We start from the raw sequence: 16,996 nt of genomic DNA on the forward strand, positions 1-16,996 counted from the left end.
TTAAATTTCGTTTCGCATTCATCGCCTCGTCGACTCAACAGAACCTAGTATACTTCTCAAATGCACTCTAAAAAAATCAAAAAATCAAATATAAAAATGAAATTTTTGCTCGTATAAAGTATTGCTATGACGCGATTTCATGGAAAACGTTTTCCTATTACCACAAGTTCGCATGCTTAAAAAAACAAAAATCATAATATAAAATCCTCATTTTTGTCTTTCTGATAATTTTCAGTATGTTTTAATGAAGTAACTTAATGAAGAAAAAAATTTGGGGGAAGTCATATGCGATTAAATTTGGATTTAATTGATGCAAGCATCGCACTTGAGTGGGAGATACTTCGAAAATTGCGACACGAAGATCGTTGGTTTTCAACAGAGGAACTAGCTACTTCTCTAAATAAAACACCCGCGTTAATTTTAAAAGCCGTAACAAGTTTGAAAGATAATTTAACCAGTTTTAAAAGCACAGAAATGGAGTTGCACACGTCCAGGGGGCGCGGAGTGTATCTCGAAATTTTGGATGATCATGTTGACATTGGCTTATTTTTAATTTTTCTTGTTGAAAATACCGTCACGTACAAATTACTCTACAGTATTATTACTGAAACCTTTATTTCTGCTCAAAAATTTGCTTTTGAAAATTTCTTAAGCGAAACAACCGTGCGCCGTTATATTAAGAAAGTGCGTGACGCTATTGCTCCGTACGGTCTAACTTTAGCGAGAAGCAATGCTGCTATAATAGGAAAAGAAACGCAAGTCCGTTTATTTTTAAATATGGTTTTTTGGCAACTGTTTGCTGGGAAAGTTTGGCCATTTAAAAGTATTGATGAAACTCGGTTGCAATATGTCGTTAAAGAAGTTTCTACAAAAGCCAATTTGACTGTGACGGCAATTGAGGAGCGCCAAATGGTTTTCTTTTTCGCCATTGGTATTTTAAGACGACGGTGCAATAATTTTATTCAAATGGAAGATTCTTGGCTTGAACTCACTGAAAATAATCCTACGTTTGAGCAGTTTCAACGTATTACGACTGAAACGGCCTCTACACTTGGGTCATTTCGTGGTGAAACGGCCTTTTTATATTTTTTAACAATTATTCAAAATAATAATTTGCAAACTACACCACTTTTATATGAAAATTTTCGTTTTAATCGGGAAAATCAAACGGAGCTTTTTAAAATTAATGAAAAATTTGTTGAAAAGTTTGAGTCTGATATTTATCCGATTCCAGGTGAGCAGCGGACATTGTTTACAATTCAGGCGTTCTCGCAGCATTTATTTGCGAAGCTGTTTAAGCATTTTTCCACTGATTTATTCGGAAATGCCTTTATGCCTTATAAACAAAATAATTTGCCTGAATTAAAAAAGCGGATGAATCGCTTGGTGAAGGAGCTTTGGAATGAAACGCAATCTGATATTTTTCTGGAAAGAGATTATTTAACTGCGCATTATGCCTTACTTTTAAATTCTCTGGCGCCGCTTAATATTTTTGAGCAAAAGTTAAATTTATTGCTTGAAACGGACCAATCTTATTCAGCAAGTGAGGCGACAAAGCAACAAATTGAAGCGACTTTTATCGACCGATATAATGTCTCCTTTATTCCGTTTGATTCTGAAAAAATCCTGATTTAATTTTGACGAACTTACCGCTTAGCGCTTACCGAAATAATCCGCATTCGAACGTCGTATCGGTGCATCGTGTTTTAGTTCCACGTGACTTTAAATTAATCGAACATCAATTAAATGAAATCAGTAAAGGCAAATATTCATAAAGTGTATTCAAAAAAATTCTTTTTTGGTCATAATAATAAAAAGATAGGCTTATAATGAACTTGGAAGATTAAGAAAAGGAGCTTGAAAATGGACTTTATAAACCCTTGGGATGAACGTTTTATCTATACCATCACCTTCACTAGTAAAGCCCAACCAAAAAAGATACTCAAAAGAACTATCGTAGAAAAAGATATGCTGGATGAATCGGCCGTGTTAGAGCGTTGGTTGGAAATATTTCCAAATACGAATGTCACAGAAGTTGTTTTTTTGCGCGAAGCATTAGAGCGAAACGAACAAAAATATCGCGTATTTAAAGCAGAAGCATAAAAAAAGCACCTGCAAATTTGCAGGTGCTCTTTATTTAAGCAACTTTCCACGAGAAGGTTGCTTTTTTAGGCTTGTCCATAATTTAAATTGACGAATTTCACTTGAATATATTCTTCTAGACCGTAATGACCATTTTCGCGACCAAAACCGGAATGTTTCACACCGCCAAATGGGGTTTCTGGATTTGAAATCGCGATTTCATTCACACCCACCATGCCGTATTCAAGTTGATCACTCACTTCCTCAACACGCGCCACACTTTTCGTGAAGAAATAAGAAGCTAAGCCGAATTCACAATCATTTGCCATTCGAATCGCTTCGTCGTCCGTTTCAAACGTAATAAGCGGAATAACCGGTCCAAACGTTTCCTCATAAAAAATCGTCATTTTTTGCGTCACGTCATCTAAAACGGTTGGCATAAAGAAAAATCCATTGTCGTACGCCGCACCCGTAAGCCGTTTTCCACCAAGAAGAATTTTTGCCCCTTTCTTTTTAGCATCCTCCAGCTGCTCAAGAATTTTATCAATCGCATCCGCGCGAATCAGCGGCCCAGCGTCAACATCCTCCAATCCGTTCCCCACTTTCAAAGCACGAACCTTCTCGACCACCAGTTTTGTGAACGCTTCTTTAATGCTTTTTTGGACGAAAATTCGGTTTGGCGAGACGCACACTTGACCATTGTTGCGAAACTTCGCAGCAACCAAATAATCCGCAGCGCTCTCCAAGTCCGCATCTTCAAACACAATAAATGGAGCGTGTCCGCCTAGTTCGAGCGAAATCTTTTTGAGTGTTTCACCTGACTGTTCGAATAATTTTTGCCCGACTGCGGTTGAACCTGTGAAAGTTAGTTTTCGTACATCGTCACTTGCCGTTAAAGTCCCGCCAATAATTTTTGAGTCCCCCATAACCAAGTTCGCTACACCTTTTGGAAGGCCGGCTTCTTCAAAAATTTCAAATACCGCAATAGCCGAAAGTGGGGTATCACTGGAAGGTTTTAAAACGAGCGTATTACCTGCCGCAAGCGCTGGCGCCATTTTACGAGTCGCCATTCCGGACGGGAAATTCCATGGTGTAATGGCTCCTACAACACCAATCGGCTCCTTCTTTACGATATAACTATGTCCATTTGGCGCAGGGATTCTTTCACCATACAGCCGTCTTGCTTCTTCTGCCGCAAAAAGAAATGTTGCCGCGCCAGAAAGCACTTCGCCTTTTGCTTCTTTTAGCGGTTTCCCTTGTTCAAGCGTCATGATTTTAGCTAAATCGTCCGCCTTTTCTTCTAGTAGTTGGCTTATCTTCCGAAGTATTTGAACGCGCTCTGAAAGCTCTTTTGCACGCCATTTTGGAAAAGCATTTTTAGCTGCTTGAATGGCTTCTTTTGTTTCTAACTCACCGCCTTGTGCGACCTGCGCTACAACTTCTCCCGTTGCAGGATTTAAAACATCTTTCAATCCTTCTTTGCCTGTCGTCCATTCACCATTAATAAATAATTTAGTTTGTACATGTGGTAATTGATTTTTTTGCAAAGAAAACACTCCTTTTCAATCTGTATAGTAGTGTTTTCCACAAATAGATAAATTTAACCATCAAAAAAACGCCATCAGCCTAAAAAAATGACCGATGACGCTACTTATTCTTTTATTCACCTTGTATAACTATTTTCCCTACTGCATGGTGCGTTTCACTCAACTCATGTGCTTTATAAATACCTTCACGATTTAATGGGAAAGTCGCTCCTATCACACTTCTTAACTTAGAAGTAGCAAGATATTCACCAAGCTTACTTAATTGTTCTCCGTTCGGTTGTAACCAAATGCTTTTAGCAAGAATTCCTTTTTCTTTGGCTAAATTCTCATCCGGCGCACTTACTATAGAAATTAAACGTCCGTTTTCCTTTAAAACTTTAAAACTATTCGTTTGAACGTCCCCGCCCATCGTGTCAAACACCAAATCAATATCTGTAAATACATCCCAGAAATCTTTTTTCCGATAATCCACCACTTCATCAGCACCGAGCGCTTTTAAAAGGGCATGATTTTTTTCACTTCCTGTCGTGTACACTTTAGCACCTGCAATTTTAGCCAGTTGAATGGCATATATACCAACACCACCAGCACCTGCATGGATTAAAACTTTTTCAGAAGCTTTAAGCGAACCATGCTCAAAAAGAGCCTGATAAGCTGTTAAACCTGCAAGTGGCACAGCAGCCGCTTCATCAAATGAAATATTAGTTGGTTTTTTAGCGAGCAAGCCTTCATCTACAATCGTATAGGCCGCATAAGTACCAAGACGCGTTGTTTCTGGACGAGCAAACACCTCATCGCCCACTTTAAAATCTTGCACCGCAGAGCCCACTTCAGTAATGACACCCGCTACATCCCAACCAAGAATAATCGGAAATTCAAATGGCATCATTTCTTTTAAATATCCCTCACGAAGCTTCCAATCAATTGGATTAATGGAAGTCGCCTTCACTTGAACCATCACTTGTTTCTCACCTAGTTCAGGAAGATTTACAACCCCATCCTCCAAAACTTCTTTACCACCGTATTGATTAATAATAACTGCATTTGTTTTCATTTTTCTCTCTCCTCCTAAAAAATAAATAAAGAAATAAAGGCAAGAATGGCAGGGCCACCTTGTTTAATTATAATCGATTTTGAGCTCGTTAAACTACCATAAACCGCTACAACGATTACGAAAACGAGTAATAAAGCTACAATTTCTGCTGATTGGGCTACAAAAAGCCCATATAAAATCCCTAGTCCAATCGCCCCGTTATATACACCTTGGTTTTTAAATAGCGTTTGGATGTTCTTATCTTTCAATACATCTCGGTGAATATTAAACGTCTGAGCTGTTTTTTTCGATGTCGTTTGGAAAGTTTCCAAATACATAATATAAAAATGTTCTAGTGCTACTAGAGTAGCAAAAATAATGGTAATAATACCCATAATTTCCTCCTAACTTTCCATCTCCATTATATTTTGATCCATTTTCATAAGAGCATCCCGCAATTTTTCAATGTCGCTTGCTGTGAAACCTGCGAAAAGCTGCTCAATAAAATTTTCGCCTAAGCGAATACAGCTTGAAACTATTTCTTTTCCTGTTTCTGTTAATGAGACGATAATTTCACGCTGGTTTTCTGGATTCCTAACCCGTTCGACGTACTCACTTTCTTCTAAAAGCTTAAGATGTCTTGTTATTGCTGCATTGTCGATTCGGAGTTTCGCCTGTAGCGCCCGCTGCGTCTGCTTTCCGTATTCCATGAGCACGTTTAAAATTTGATATCGTGTTAAACTCACTTCCGTTTCTCGTTCAAAAAGCTGCGTCATGCGTATATCCACATTTTTAATTAGATGGAAAATTTGGCGCACAGAATGATTCTCCATACTCCACCCCCTTAATAATTGATAAATCAATTGTTGATTCGTCAATTATAAACGATTCTAAACTTTTCTACAACCTTTTTGTTTTAAAATTTTCTTCTAGCTTTCTTTCCAATCTCGATTATACTTAAGATAAGTCGAATACATACATATAGTCCAAAACGATAACTGAAAGGGGCTGATTAATCATGCGCACACTTCCGGAATATTAATAGTTTGTATTAGACCAAAATGATTGCTTCATAACAAACTCTAACTTTGCGGCTTTATTCACGAGATAAAGGCGTTTTTATCTTGTATTCCAACGTTAATATCTCAATTTGTTATATTGTTCATATTTAAGCTCCAATAAAGTTATTAAAATTACAATATTCCGAATTTTGTAAAATAATTACCTAAAATGTCAATCACTTTGTAACAGAAAATTCGAAATCAGCTATGAGAAATTCAAAATACGACTATTTTTATTCCCTTTATTCAGTTTTACAATAAAAGTAGATAGAAAAAGATAAGCTGTTTAAATAACAGAGGGGGATTTTAGATGGAGAATTCATTTGCTTATTTATACGATACGACTGTTGTACAAGAAACTTTTGATAATCAAAATCTTTTTGATATTATTTCCTGCACAGAACATAAAACATTAAATTTAAAGCGCAGGCAGCAAATTCACGTGGAGAAAAAAATTTATTACATTCTAAAAGGCAAAGTGATGACAAGTCGAAATGGTGTCATTCTTGCGATTGATGGTGAAAATAATTTTATTGGGCTGGAAAGTCTTTTCACTGAAGATTTATCAAGAGACACTTTTTTTATTTTAGAAAATGCCGTTCTTTTAGAGTTTGACACAGAAGAAGCGCTTTATAATTTGCTAAGCCTTCAAGAAGGTTGTGTCCATTTAATTTTGCAAGAAAAGAGACGACTAGAGCAATTAACTCGTACATACGTATGCATACATAAAAAAGGTAAGGAAAAATTGCAATATGCCCTATCCTATCTTGCAAAAGAGTTTGGTGTGGCAACAGATAAAGGTATTCTTATTCCCAAATGCTTTAATAAATCTATTATTTCGAATTTTGCGAACTTAACCATGAATTCATTAAAGAGAATTCTCGACACGTTAGAAAAAGAAGGTTGGTTAGAAATTGAAAATAACTGCCTCATTATTCGAGAAGAACATGTAGACTCTTATTTCAATTTTTTTCGCACAGATGTAAAGCATCATTTGACTCGCACAAACTAAATTTTTTAAAAAAGGAGGAGCGTACAATGCTTTATTTTTATTGGCTTGACAGTGGTTAAGTCTACAAAACGCGCTATCACTCGACATAAAGGAGGTGTCTACAAGGAATCTGCAAATAAATTCATGTGCTAACCGTGAACTTTTAGCAGGTTAAGGGTGCAGAAAAAAACAGTTTGCAATCAAATAGCTTCAAACATACACATTATTCTACTAAATATAGTGGAAACGAGTTTAAATAATTTAGGCAGCTCTCTCCATAAATGGAGAGAGTATGCTACTTCAAATGGAGGTTACTTATGAAGATTTTTAAGAGGAGCGCTTTTATTGTCACGACGCTCATTATGAGCATGGCGCTACTTACAGCCTGTTCAGAAACACCAAAGAAAGAGAATCAGGCGGCAAATGGTACTACGGCAGCAAAGAGTACTTCATCCACTGATTTAAACAAAGCAAAAGTTTTTACAGATATTTCGATTACGCCTAAAAGTTTTAAGTTGAAGCAAGATGATACTTTTAAAGAAAAGGGCAAAACATTAACGGTTGTGGCTATGCACATTGAAAATAAAACGAAAAGTGATTTTGGTATTGGCGCTGGTGACTTTTATCTTCTTTTAGGTAAAGAGAAAATCGCCTCACATGGGTATTATGATAGTTTTGGTGATGTAATTAAGCCTAGTAAAACGCTTGATGGGAATGCTTATTTTGCTATTCCAGATGTTAAGGGCGACTATAAGCTAGTTTATCATCCTGTTAATGGACCTAAAACGCCTATGCTAGAATGGTCTATTGGTTCCCCGACTAAATAAAAAAAGGAATAACTACCATGCTCAATTCTAAAAAAGTGATGATGTTTAGTTCCGTACACGTATGGAATGATACACGAATTTATTATAAAGAAGCACTTTCGCTAGCTGATGCGGGATTTAAAGTTTATTTCTATGCTATTGAAAATGGAATGGAACTTATGAGCCATCCAAATGTTACTGTCATACTTTTAAATGAAAGTAAGTCAAGACTATCTCGTCCTTTGCGGTGGCACTATTTATATCAGGCTGCGAAAAAGACTGATGCCAAGTTTTACCACTTTCACGATCCCGAACTGCTTCTTTTAATGCCGAGACTAAAAAAACACAAACCTCAAGCTACTTTTATTTACGATATGCATGAAAATTTCACAAAAGATTTATTAACTAAAAAATGGATTCCAACGAAATTTTTACGAAAAGTAGCCAGTTAGTTCGCAAAACGGATGGAAAATGTAACGATGAAGTATTTGGATTATATTATTTTTGCAGAGAAATCTTACGCTGAAAGTTACAAGCACATTTCGTGTCAAAAAATTGAAGTTTTAAACTATCCAACCTATCAAAAAAGAACATATAAACACAAAATATTCAGTACAGTATTTAATATTGTATATGTTGGTAGCATAACAGAGGACCGCGGCGTATTTGAAATGTTGGAAGTTATTTCGATGCTAAAAAAGCAAAGCGATAGTCAGTTTAAACTTCAACTTGTCGGTCCTATTGCTGCGGATTTAGATGAAAAAATACAAGCATTTATTTATGAACATCAATTACATGAAATTGTGGAGTTACATGGTCGAATCCCGTACCCTGAGATTTGGGAAATTTATGCGCATGCAGATTTAGGGATTTGCATCCTCCACCCTCTTCCTAATTATGTTAAATCGCTTCCGACTAAATTATTTGAATATATGGCAGCTGTACTTCCAATCGTTGCATCCCATTTTACGAGTTGGGAACAATTAATTGAAGAGCATCAGGCGGGTTTTACAGTTGATCCTTTTGATTTAGAAACAATGGCTGCTGAAATTTCAACTTACTCCAAAGAAAAAGAGCTTTTAACAAAAATGGGCAACAATGGAAGAAAAGCGTATGAAGAAGCCTATCACTGGGAAATAGAAGCGCAAAAAATGATTCAATTCATTTATACCACTTCAGAAAAATGAAACGTCAGGAGATACGAATGATACAAGAACTCACATTTCAAAAGTTTTTCCGCAGCATGAGAAAATCTTGGTACTGGTTTATTCTAGTCCCTTTGCTTCTCATTGCTATCACTTACCTATTAAGTAACTATGTGATTAAACCTTTATATACGTCGCAAACACAAATATTAGTTTCGACAAAATCACAATCGAACGAACTTCAAACATCGGATAATGTTCGTTCCTCCATCCAACTAATTGACACATATAGTACAACGCTAAATAGCTCGAGAACTTTGCAAAATGTCATCAAGCGCTATGATTTAAACCTATCAAGTACTGCTCTTGCTACAAAGGTGACGGTTTCTGGAAATGTTAACTCACTTGTCTTTACCGTTACGGTTGTTGATAAAAACCCTGAAATGGTCGAAACGGTTGCAAATGGTATTGCTACGGTGGCGCAAAAAGATTTCCCATCTTTATTTAGCGGTACAAAGATTATTAAGCTTGAAAGTGCCAGTAAAGCCGTTAAGACAAGTAATGTCACGCGCTATATACTCGCTTTTGCTTTTGGTATTGGCATTGCCATTATCATTTCGTTACTGCGCGCTCATTATGACAACTTTATTCGTCAAAAGGAAAATTTAGAGGAGATGGGACTAACCTTTTTAGGCGATTTACCTGTTTTTAAAGGAGGGTGCTCCAAATGAAGAAAAAGAAACTAAACGGGCTTTTTTTAACCAATAAAAAATCTTTTGAAGCCGAAAAAATTCGCTCAATTCAAGTGAGCTTAGAGTTCGCGCTGATTACACAAAAAAAAGAAAAAAAATATTAATGTTCACCTCTGCTAATAAAGGAGAAGGGAAAACTTTGTGCATTAGCAAAATCGCACAAGAAGCAGCCCGACAAGGAAAACGAGTGCTCCTAATTGATTTAGACTTACATCGCCCGCGCCTCTCTAAGTCTCTTTGCGGGCAGAATACAAAAGGCTTAATGAATATCCTTCGTGAAGATGGGGACTTAAACGACTACGTTTTATCCTTAAACGAAGATAATTTATATTTGCTTCCAACAGGACCTTTGCCACCAAATCCTTTAGAGGTGATTAGTTCAGATACTTTAAAAGAACTCATCGCGGCTATTTCAGAGGACTTTGATTATGTCTTTATTGATACGCCTCCTGTTCGAATTTTATCTGATTCTCGCGTGGTGGCGACGTTATGTGACGGGGTTATTTTTGTAGTGAAAAATGGCGAAACAAAAATGCAAGAGTTAAAAGAAGCTAAAGAGGCAATTTCTAAAACGGGAACACCTATTATTGGTGCGATTTTAAACGGCTACACGTACAACAAAAAGGCAAAAAGTAGCTATGTTTATTATTAATTGGTTAAAGGTAGCCTCTCGCGGATGGATGAAATTTCTCCTTATTTTACTAGCTCTTTTGATTATAGAAGCTGCTGTTTTTCTAAAATATGGGTTTTTACTGTTCGGCGTTTTTTTCATCATCCTGCTTATTTATTTTCGGCCTGCAATGGACAAAATTGTTTATACTTTGGGGATTATTATTCTATTTGCTGGATTATTTGGGTCCTATCTAGGCATTCCGGGAAATGAAAACTTATTTTTATTTCGGATTTTAATTCCCATTCATCTTATTTTATTGTGCGTTAGTCACACTCATATTTTAGAGAGAGTTTATCACGTGCGAGCTTTTTTTTATTTTATTTCTTTTATTTATTATGAGCATGCTTATCACCTTTTTTTGGACACCTAGTTTTAGCGAAAGCTTTCGTTATCTTTACTTTTTATTCGAGTGGCTGTATATTTTGTTTCTTTGTGTATATAGCTTGCCGGGAAAACGTGAGCTGCGTACTTTCTGCAATTTAATGGTTGTTTTTTATATGTTGATGCTTGCTCTTGGTTGTGTTGAGAGTATAACGGGGTATCATTTGCCGCAATCTGGTTCATTATATTATTTGACGACAACAAGTAAATTTCAACCTACTGGCTTTCAATTTAATACGAACGATTTTGCTTCCGTTTTAACTATTTTTTTCCCGCTCGTCGTTATTCAAGTTCTGAAATATCCGCGAAAAAATATTCGAGTAATCGTAGCGGGCATCATTGTTGTAGCCACCGTTTTTTTAACGATTATGACGTATTCACGGATGGCGATGCTCGTTTTAGGTATCCAGCTCCTAATTTTACTATTTAGCTGGGTGAGATCCTATATTGTTCTAATTTTATATGCGTTGCTTGACTGGTCTTTTTGTTTATGCTCAACATTTTACAATTTTTCAACTCTTAGTCGCTTAGAACAAATTATTTCCACCTCTTTTACGGATAAAGGAACTTCAACGCTTGAGCGACTTCAAATGTATCAAGCATCGTGGAAATTTATTCAGGAGTCTCACTATTTGGGACTTGGGGCAGGTATTTTACCGGTAAAACTCGACAATTATATGTACGGGTTTGAACGACTATCAGGTAATTACTGGGCACCACATAATTACTGGCTGGAAGCTTTTGCAAATGGTGGCATTATCGCGATTTTATGGATCGCAAGTTTTTTTATCTATTATTTTTATGCAAGCATCAGTTATTGGATAAAAAAAGCCTGCGGGGCCGAAGCAAGTATTCCACTCCTCATAGGGATAGCTTTTGTCGGAGCCAGCATAGCGCTAAGCAGCACCATTGATAAACGACACCTCGCCATCGGAATTGGCATCGGTATCTCCATCTTAAACATTTATTTTTTTAAAAAAAGGAAGTGCCAAACTTATGACGACTGTTAGTATTATCATGCCCGCGTTTAATGCAGAGGCACATATTGAAACGGCGATTTCAAGCGTTTGTGATCAAACCTTTTCCGATCGGGAATTACATGTAATTAATGATCATTCAAAAGACCGCACAGCAGAAATTGTCAAAAGCTTTCATGATTCAAGAATTTTCTTACATTCCAAAACAGCAAATAAAGGTGTTGCACATTCTCGTAACTACGGGCTAACGATAGCGAAGGGGCGCTATATCGCTTTTTTGGATAGTGATGACATTTGGAAACCTGAGAAACTGCGCTTTCAATTGGAAAATATGAAAAAGAATAATCTCTCGCTTTGTTATTCGGCTTATGAGGTTATTGATACGAGTGGTGAAAAGATTACCGGCTTTGTGAAAGTACCTAAAAAGATAACCTATCACAAGCTTTTAAAAAATACGATTATTGGTTGTTTGACGGTTGTCATTGACACAAAAAAGACAGGTCCCATTCAAATGCCTATTTTAGAAGGAGCCGAAGACACAGCTACATGGCTTGCAATTTTAAAACAAGGGCACCGCGCGGAAGGCATTTTGACCTCTCTCGCTTATTACCGGAAAGGGAATTCATCTTTATCGAGTAATAAATTGACGATGGCGAAACATATTTGGACGGTTTACCGAAAAGAACAGCAATTATCGTTACTTCAGTCCATTTGGAATATGCCTTTTTATTTTTACAATGGATTTTTTAAACATATCAAGACGGGAGGACGACTATCATCGCTTACTTTAACTCAGAAAAAAGTAGATATGACATTCGACAAAGAGCAGAAACTTTAGAAAACGCTTATAGCAAAACGTTTAAAAGATTTTGTGACATTCTTTTTTCCATTATCTTACTGATTTTTTCATCACCTTTCTTACTTTTAACAGCTATTTTAGTGAAAATTGACTCGCCTAAAGAGCCTATTTTATTTAAACAAATTCGCACAGGTTATCTCAATCAACCTTTTACGATTTATAAATTCCGATCGATGCGAAGCCTTGGCGCCGTCAAAACAGATAATGGCACACATTATAACTGGGTAGGTGAAGTTCCGGACGATTTTGTTTTTAAAAGTTCTAATGAAGCAACTAAGCTTTCCAAAATCGGCTACTTTGTTCGTAAGTTTAGTCTTGATGAGTTGCCGCAGCTTTGGAATGTATTAAAGGGTGATATGAGTTTTATCGGACCGCGACCTGAAATCCCTGCCATTACAAAGCACTATTCTACAAACCAAATGGCGCGTTTATTAACGAAACCTGGTATTTCCGGCTGGGCACAAGCTAATGGACGTAGTGAGATGAATCACGGGCAGAAAATAGAATTTGACCTGTACTATGTGGAGAATTGTAGCTTGCGTTTAGACTTGTTTATTCTTCTTCTTACCATAAAATGCGTTTTAAGTGGTAAAGGGTCTGTTTAGGCTTTCCTCATGAAAAAAGTCACTTTAAATTACATATTCGTTTTACTGTATCAAATGACGATTATGATTACACCCATTTTCACGATGCCTTATGTCTTGCGAGTCCTGTTGCCCAATAATATTGGGATTGAAGCCTATATTAGCTCAATCGGTCAAATTTTTATTGCATTCGCCTCACTCGGAATTGGAGATTACGGTAGAAAAGTCATCGCGAGTGTCACTGAGCCAAAACAGTTAGGCGAGACTTTTTTTAATTTATATCTTGTTCAGTTTGGCTTTTCTTCTGCTGTACTCCTGACCTATTTATTTTACGCCATACACGCTAGTGCCTACCAGACCTTTTTACTCATCAACTCCCTTACGATTCTCTCGTATGTTCTTGATATTACGTGGTTTTATACGGGGCAAGAAAACATTAAAAATATTATGATTCGCAACATGCTGGTGCGTATTTTTTCAGTCTTGAGTATTTTTATTTTTGTAAAAGATCAAAACGATTTAGCGCTTTATATGTTCATTAACTCTGGCACGCTTTTAGTTGGGCAGCTGGTCACTTGGCTTCCGATGGGAAAATTTATACCCAAATTTAAATTTCATCCGCGTGAAGCTAAAAAACATCTATTGCCCGTTTTAACGTTTGCTGTTGTACCCATTATTACTTTAGTTCCCGTTTCACTGAACAAGGTTTTACTTGGCAGCTTTGTCTCAAAATTAGATGTCGGCTATTATAACCAAGCTTTCAAACTCATTACCTTATTCGTTGTTTTTGTAACGGCTCTAACCACCGTGATGAGTCCGAGAATGGTCAAGCAATATTATCGCGAAAAAAAGGAAGATTTTATGCGCTCCACTTATTTTTCATTTCGCTTTACCGCTTTTACCACGCTTCCACTTGCAACAGGTCTAATTATTGTAGCACCGACGTTTATTCCCCTTTTTCTAGGAGAAGCTTTTACAGCTAGCGTTCTTAATTTACAAATTCTTGCACCTAGTTTATTTTTTTCCGGGTTAAGTGGCATTTTAGGCATTCAAATTCTTGTAACACTAGGAAAAAATCGCGCCTACTCCCTTAGCATTTTAGCCGCTGCACTCTTTAGTTTACTCGCTAATTTGATACTGATGTTTACGTACGGTAGCATTGGCACGTCTTTCGCCTATCTACTTTTCACCATCTTAGCTTGCCTATTTCAGGCATTTTTCGCGCGAAGATTCTTTTCGCTTAAAAAAGCCTTCTATCAGATTGTTCCGTATGTTATAGCTAGCGCGCTCGCATGTACTGGAGAAATCATAATTTCAACCATTTTTTTAGGAAAAAATCCTTTTTTGATCATGCTACTAGAAGTGATTGTTGGTGCTACAGCCTATTTCAGCTATCTCTTCCTAGTGAAGGACATCATGCTCTTTAAAGGTTTTTCTCTTATTCAAAAAGTTTTGAAAGTAGGAAATTAAGATGTCATTTTTTAATTTTGACAGCATTAAAAATATGGAGCGACTGCTTTTGAAAAAGCAAATGATGCTAAAAAACTGCCTAGAAACAAAAACGGTCATCTTTGGCGGTAGTAGCGTTTTATACGGTTTTAACACGGAAGTTTTAACAAAGGCGTTTCGTCAGCCCACTTATAATTTAGGCGTTAACGTCGGACTTGGTTTCCGCTATGCGATGGATTACTTTGAACCGCATTTAAATCCCGGTGATCATGTCATTTTACCTTTAGAATTTAACCAATATACGAATCCGCCTTATTATGTATTTGGTTTTGCCATTGATACCTTTTTAAGGCAGCGGATTTGGATGACGAGGAAAAACTATCACAACAAAGGTAAATTATTGTTGATTAGTTTAAAGCATGCGAAAACTTCGGCGACGGCAGAAAAAATGAAGCGGCGACAAGCGGCTGAACTAGCTGAATCCGGCTGTTATTTAGGGCTTTCGGGCCAGCTTCGTAATCCGGATATGTTAAAACAGATTCCCTTTCCAAGGGAATTTCAGGAAACTTTAACGGCGGTTGAAATTAAAAATTTTAGGCAGCGACTTGAGTTTCAAGGAATCAAAACGACATTATTGCCACCTGTTTTTTTTGAGAATCAAACGAATGAAGTCTATTTAGACCGTTTGTATCACTCGCTAAATATGCCTTATGATACTAACCTTTTTCGCCTAAAAAAAGAAGAGGTGTATGATTCGGTTTACCATGCCAATGCGCTCGGCCAGGATAGAGTGACAAATACGCTGTTAGAAATTTTAGAGATACAGAGAGGAGTATAAAATGAAAACATTAATACGGGCAAAATTGGAAGATAAAAGCGCTGTAATTGCGATTATTGGGCTTGGTTATGTGGGCTTGCCGCTCGCGCTTGCTTTTTCTGAGCAGGGTTTTAAAACGATTGGCTATGATACTTCGGCTGAAAAGATTGGGCGGCTTCAAAACGGGGTTTCAGATATTCTTGATTTTAGCTCAGAACGATTAAATAGAAATTTACTGGCGGGAAATTTTTGGTAACACAACATGCAAACGCGCTTTTAGAGGCGGATGCGGTTTTAATTTGTGTACCTACACCGCTAAACAAAGCCATGGAGCCAGACTTAAGCTTTATTCAGCAAGCGGTTGATGTGATTTTAGAGCATGCGAAAAGCGGCATTTTGGTGGCACTCGAGAGCACGACTTATCCGGGGACGACGCGAGATGTGATTTGCGAAGCTTTTTCTGATAAAGGTTTTACTTTGGGGAGAAACTTTTTTGCTGTTTATTCCCCGGAACGGGTCGACCCTGGAAACACACGATTTACCACTTATAATACGGCTAAAGTGGTGGGCGGCGCGGAAAGCCATTCAAAAGAACTGGGCGAGTTGCTTTATAAGCAAGTTGCGGAGACGGTTGTCCCTGTGAATTCGCTTGAGGTCGCGGAAATGAGTAAGCTGCTTGAAAATACGTTTCGCAGCATCAATATTGGTTTTATTAACGAAATGGCTCTTTTGGCTGAAAAACTGGATATTGATATTTGGGAAACGATTGAGGCGGCAAGTAGTAAACCGTTTGGCTTTATGAAATTTACACCCGGTCCAGGCATTGGTGGGCATTGTATTCCGCTAGATCCGATGTATTTGGCTTGGAAGGCAAAATCCGAAAACTTTTATAGTCGTTTTATTCAACTGGCGCATGAAGTGAATTATAGTATGCCAGAAGTTATGGTCCAGTATATTGCAGACACATTAAATGAACTCGAAAAACCAATTAAACATTCGAAAATTTTACTTTTAGGTGTCACATATAAAGAAAATAGTGCCGATTTACGCGAGGCTCCTGCTCTTAAAATTTTTGAAATGCTACGAAAAAAAGGGGCTCACGTGTCATTTTGTGACCCTGTTGCAAATGAATTTATAGATGATAACGGGGAAAACCAAACTTCTCTACCTTTGCAGTACGAGAGGTTTCAATCGTTTGATTTAGCGATACTTCTAACTAATCATAGCCAGTTTAGCTTACAAGCGATTGGTGAAAATTGCCATTTTATTCTGGATACAAAAAATGTTTTACCGGAGGATTTTTATTATAAAACAAGAACTTTTGGAAAATCTTCCTTTAGTACAAAAGAAAGCATTGGTATTTGGTCATGACAGCCAAACGCGTTTTATTTTTTGTTGATGCCTTCCCTACTTTGTCAGAAACATTCATTTTAAATCAAATAGCTGGCGCCGTAGATGCTGGTCATGATGTTCATATTTTAGCCCTTCATGAAGGTCATTTTAAAAATCTTCATCCGCTTGTAAAAGACTATAATTTGCTAGCGAAAACAACTTATTTATATTTGCCTACAGGATTTTTAAAGCGGGCGACTATCTGTATCAAACAGTTAAAAAAAGTTTTTCGAGCCCTTAATCCTATCAAATATGGCAAAATCGTATTTCGTTTGCAGCCTGCTGTAGCTAGTGCAAAGTGCCCTACAGGAAACTACGATTTTATTATTGCACACTACGGAAATATCGGGCTTCTCGCGAGCATTTTTATGTGATCAAAATATTTTAAGCGGACAATTAATTTACTTTTTTCCACTGTTATGAATTTAAACGCGAACCATTCAAAAA

At 37.1% G+C, this 16,996-nt stretch carries 21 protein-coding genes; 17 read left to right on the top strand and 4 right to left on the bottom strand.

The window, feature by feature from the left end:
• Positions 1–285 precede the first annotated feature (285 nt).
• Together LFLEISCH_RS09065 and LFLEISCH_RS09070 are read left to right on the top strand one after the other, a co-directional pair.
• Positions 286–1,635, top strand: coding sequence for a helix-turn-helix domain-containing protein (locus LFLEISCH_RS09065; protein WP_007475674.1), 1,350 nt, complete (start codon positions 286–288; stop codon positions 1,633–1,635).
• A 228-nt stretch (positions 1,636–1,863) separates the two neighbouring features.
• Complete coding sequence (locus LFLEISCH_RS09070; RefSeq protein ID WP_007475675.1) at positions 1,864–2,103, top strand: hypothetical protein; 240 nt, start codon at positions 1,864–1,866, stop codon at positions 2,101–2,103.
• A 65-nt stretch (positions 2,104–2,168) separates the two neighbouring features.
• Here LFLEISCH_RS09070 and LFLEISCH_RS09075 read toward each other — a convergent pair whose 3' ends face one another.
• The 4 genes from LFLEISCH_RS09075 to LFLEISCH_RS09090 form a co-directional block, all read right to left on the bottom strand.
• Positions 2,169–3,629 (bottom strand): NAD-dependent succinate-semialdehyde dehydrogenase, encoded by a 1,461-nt coding sequence (locus LFLEISCH_RS09075; RefSeq protein WP_007475678.1) that lies wholly within the window; start codon positions 3,627–3,629, stop codon positions 2,169–2,171.
• Between the two features lie 112 nt (positions 3,630–3,741).
• Entirely contained in the window at positions 3,742–4,683 is a 942-nt protein-coding gene (locus LFLEISCH_RS09080) for an NADP-dependent oxidoreductase (protein WP_007475680.1), read from the bottom strand.
• A gap of 14 nt (positions 4,684–4,697) precedes the next feature.
• Complete coding sequence (locus LFLEISCH_RS09085; protein ID WP_007475682.1) at positions 4,698–5,057, bottom strand: DUF1304 domain-containing protein; 360 nt, start codon at positions 5,055–5,057, stop codon at positions 4,698–4,700.
• A gap of 9 nt (positions 5,058–5,066) precedes the next feature.
• Positions 5,067–5,495, bottom strand: a complete 429-nt coding sequence (locus LFLEISCH_RS09090; RefSeq protein WP_007475684.1) for a MarR family winged helix-turn-helix transcriptional regulator — start codon at positions 5,493–5,495, stop codon at positions 5,067–5,069.
• Positions 5,496–6,033: 538 nt separating this feature from the next.
• Here LFLEISCH_RS09090 and LFLEISCH_RS09095 point away from each other — a divergent pair.
• The 15 genes from LFLEISCH_RS09095 to LFLEISCH_RS09160 all read left to right on the top strand — a co-directional run bounded on the left by LFLEISCH_RS09095 (position 6,034) and on the right by LFLEISCH_RS09160 (position 16,923).
• Positions 6,034–6,735, top strand: a complete 702-nt coding sequence (locus tag LFLEISCH_RS09095) for a Crp/Fnr family transcriptional regulator (protein WP_007475686.1) — start codon at positions 6,034–6,036, stop codon at positions 6,733–6,735.
• Positions 6,736–7,031: 296 nt separating this feature from the next.
• A complete protein-coding gene (locus LFLEISCH_RS09100; RefSeq protein WP_007475688.1) occupies positions 7,032–7,541 on the top strand; it encodes a DUF4352 domain-containing protein in 510 nt (169 codons plus the stop codon).
• A 17-nt stretch (positions 7,542–7,558) separates the two neighbouring features.
• Entirely contained in the window at positions 7,559–7,972 is a 414-nt protein-coding gene (locus tag LFLEISCH_RS14715) for a hypothetical protein (protein WP_007475690.1), read from the top strand.
• 27 nt (positions 7,973–7,999) lie between these two features.
• Positions 8,000–8,707, top strand: coding sequence for a glycosyltransferase (locus tag LFLEISCH_RS14720; protein ID WP_007475692.1), 708 nt, complete (start codon positions 8,000–8,002; stop codon positions 8,705–8,707).
• A 17-nt stretch (positions 8,708–8,724) separates the two neighbouring features.
• Entirely contained in the window at positions 8,725–9,396 is a 672-nt protein-coding gene (locus LFLEISCH_RS09110; protein ID WP_007475694.1) for a YveK family protein, read from the top strand.
• Complete coding sequence (locus LFLEISCH_RS16185) at positions 9,393–9,521, top strand: hypothetical protein (RefSeq protein WP_277619596.1); 129 nt, start codon at positions 9,393–9,395, stop codon at positions 9,519–9,521. The genes LFLEISCH_RS09110 and LFLEISCH_RS16185 overlap by 4 nt, the downstream gene beginning before the upstream one ends.
• Entirely contained in the window at positions 9,521–10,069 is a 549-nt protein-coding gene (locus LFLEISCH_RS09115) for a CpsD/CapB family tyrosine-protein kinase (protein ID WP_077907974.1), read from the top strand. Before LFLEISCH_RS16185 ends, LFLEISCH_RS09115 begins: the two co-directional genes overlap by 1 nt.
• Positions 10,070–10,587: 518 nt before the next feature.
• Positions 10,588–11,481 (top strand): O-antigen ligase family protein, encoded by an 894-nt coding sequence (locus LFLEISCH_RS09125; protein ID WP_007475701.1) that lies wholly within the window; start codon positions 10,588–10,590, stop codon positions 11,479–11,481.
• Positions 11,468–12,286 carry a glycosyltransferase family 2 protein gene (locus LFLEISCH_RS09130; protein WP_007475703.1) on the top strand — a complete coding sequence of 273 codons (819 nt, stop codon included), beginning with the start codon at positions 11,468–11,470 and terminating at the stop codon, positions 12,284–12,286. The genes LFLEISCH_RS09125 and LFLEISCH_RS09130 overlap by 14 nt, the downstream gene beginning before the upstream one ends.
• The gene (locus LFLEISCH_RS09135; RefSeq protein ID WP_258404575.1) at positions 12,262–12,912 is read left to right on the top strand and encodes a sugar transferase; all 651 of its coding nucleotides are present in this window, start codon (positions 12,262–12,264) and stop codon (positions 12,910–12,912) included. Before LFLEISCH_RS09130 ends, LFLEISCH_RS09135 begins: the two co-directional genes overlap by 25 nt.
• Before the next feature lie 9 nt (positions 12,913–12,921).
• Entirely contained in the window at positions 12,922–14,361 is a 1,440-nt protein-coding gene (locus LFLEISCH_RS09140) for an oligosaccharide flippase family protein (protein ID WP_007475707.1), read from the top strand.
• A gap of 49 nt (positions 14,362–14,410) precedes the next feature.
• A complete protein-coding gene (locus LFLEISCH_RS09145) occupies positions 14,411–15,178 on the top strand; it encodes a hypothetical protein (protein ID WP_143211957.1) in 768 nt (255 codons plus the stop codon).
• A gap of 1 nt (position 15,179) precedes the next feature.
• Positions 15,180–15,413 carry an NAD(P)-binding domain-containing protein gene (locus LFLEISCH_RS16190; protein ID WP_007475709.1) on the top strand — a complete coding sequence of 78 codons (234 nt, stop codon included), beginning with the start codon at positions 15,180–15,182 and terminating at the stop codon, positions 15,411–15,413.
• Complete coding sequence (locus tag LFLEISCH_RS09155) at positions 15,407–16,528, top strand: nucleotide sugar dehydrogenase (protein ID WP_007475710.1); 1,122 nt, start codon at positions 15,407–15,409, stop codon at positions 16,526–16,528. Before LFLEISCH_RS16190 ends, LFLEISCH_RS09155 begins: the two co-directional genes overlap by 7 nt.
• Complete coding sequence (locus LFLEISCH_RS09160; RefSeq protein ID WP_007475711.1) at positions 16,525–16,923, top strand: hypothetical protein; 399 nt, start codon at positions 16,525–16,527, stop codon at positions 16,921–16,923. Before LFLEISCH_RS09155 ends, LFLEISCH_RS09160 begins: the two co-directional genes overlap by 4 nt.
• Positions 16,924–16,996 lie beyond the last annotated feature (73 nt).

This window comes from Listeria fleischmannii subsp. fleischmannii LU2006-1, assembly GCF_000344175.1.
Classification (GTDB): Bacteria; Bacillota; Bacilli; order Lactobacillales; family Listeriaceae; genus Listeria; species Listeria fleischmannii.

Excerpts from the sequence above, each read along its gene's own strand:
- LFLEISCH_RS09065 (WP_007475674.1), top strand. The coding sequence starts at position 286 with ATGCGATTAAATTTGGATTTAATTGATGCAAGCATCGCACTTGAGTGG.
- LFLEISCH_RS09070 (WP_007475675.1), top strand. The coding sequence starts at position 1,864 with ATGGACTTTATAAACCCTTGGGATGAACGTTTTATCTATACCATCACC.
- LFLEISCH_RS09080 (WP_007475680.1), bottom strand. The coding sequence starts at position 4,683 with ATGAAAACAAATGCAGTTATTATTAATCAATACGGTGGTAAAGAAGTT.
- LFLEISCH_RS09085 (WP_007475682.1), bottom strand. The coding sequence starts at position 5,057 with ATGGGTATTATTACCATTATTTTTGCTACTCTAGTAGCACTAGAACAT.
- LFLEISCH_RS09090 (WP_007475684.1), bottom strand. The coding sequence starts at position 5,495 with ATGGAGAATCATTCTGTGCGCCAAATTTTCCATCTAATTAAAAATGTG.
- LFLEISCH_RS09095 (WP_007475686.1), top strand. The coding sequence starts at position 6,034 with ATGGAGAATTCATTTGCTTATTTATACGATACGACTGTTGTACAAGAA.
- LFLEISCH_RS09100 (WP_007475688.1), top strand. The coding sequence starts at position 7,032 with ATGAAGATTTTTAAGAGGAGCGCTTTTATTGTCACGACGCTCATTATG.
- LFLEISCH_RS14715 (WP_007475690.1), top strand. The coding sequence starts at position 7,559 with ATGCTCAATTCTAAAAAAGTGATGATGTTTAGTTCCGTACACGTATGG.
- LFLEISCH_RS14720 (WP_007475692.1), top strand. The coding sequence starts at position 8,000 with ATGAAGTATTTGGATTATATTATTTTTGCAGAGAAATCTTACGCTGAA.
- LFLEISCH_RS09110 (WP_007475694.1), top strand. The coding sequence starts at position 8,725 with ATGATACAAGAACTCACATTTCAAAAGTTTTTCCGCAGCATGAGAAAA.
- LFLEISCH_RS16185 (WP_277619596.1), top strand. The coding sequence starts at position 9,393 with ATGAAGAAAAAGAAACTAAACGGGCTTTTTTTAACCAATAAAAAATCT.
- LFLEISCH_RS09115 (WP_077907974.1), top strand. The coding sequence starts at position 9,521 with ATGTTCACCTCTGCTAATAAAGGAGAAGGGAAAACTTTGTGCATTAGC.
- LFLEISCH_RS09125 (WP_007475701.1), top strand. The coding sequence starts at position 10,588 with ATGTTGATGCTTGCTCTTGGTTGTGTTGAGAGTATAACGGGGTATCAT.
- LFLEISCH_RS09130 (WP_007475703.1), top strand. The coding sequence starts at position 11,468 with ATGACGACTGTTAGTATTATCATGCCCGCGTTTAATGCAGAGGCACAT.
- LFLEISCH_RS09140 (WP_007475707.1), top strand. The coding sequence starts at position 12,922 with ATGAAAAAAGTCACTTTAAATTACATATTCGTTTTACTGTATCAAATG.
- LFLEISCH_RS16190 (WP_007475709.1), top strand. The coding sequence starts at position 15,180 with ATGAAAACATTAATACGGGCAAAATTGGAAGATAAAAGCGCTGTAATT.
- LFLEISCH_RS09160 (WP_007475711.1), top strand. The coding sequence starts at position 16,525 with ATGACAGCCAAACGCGTTTTATTTTTTGTTGATGCCTTCCCTACTTTG.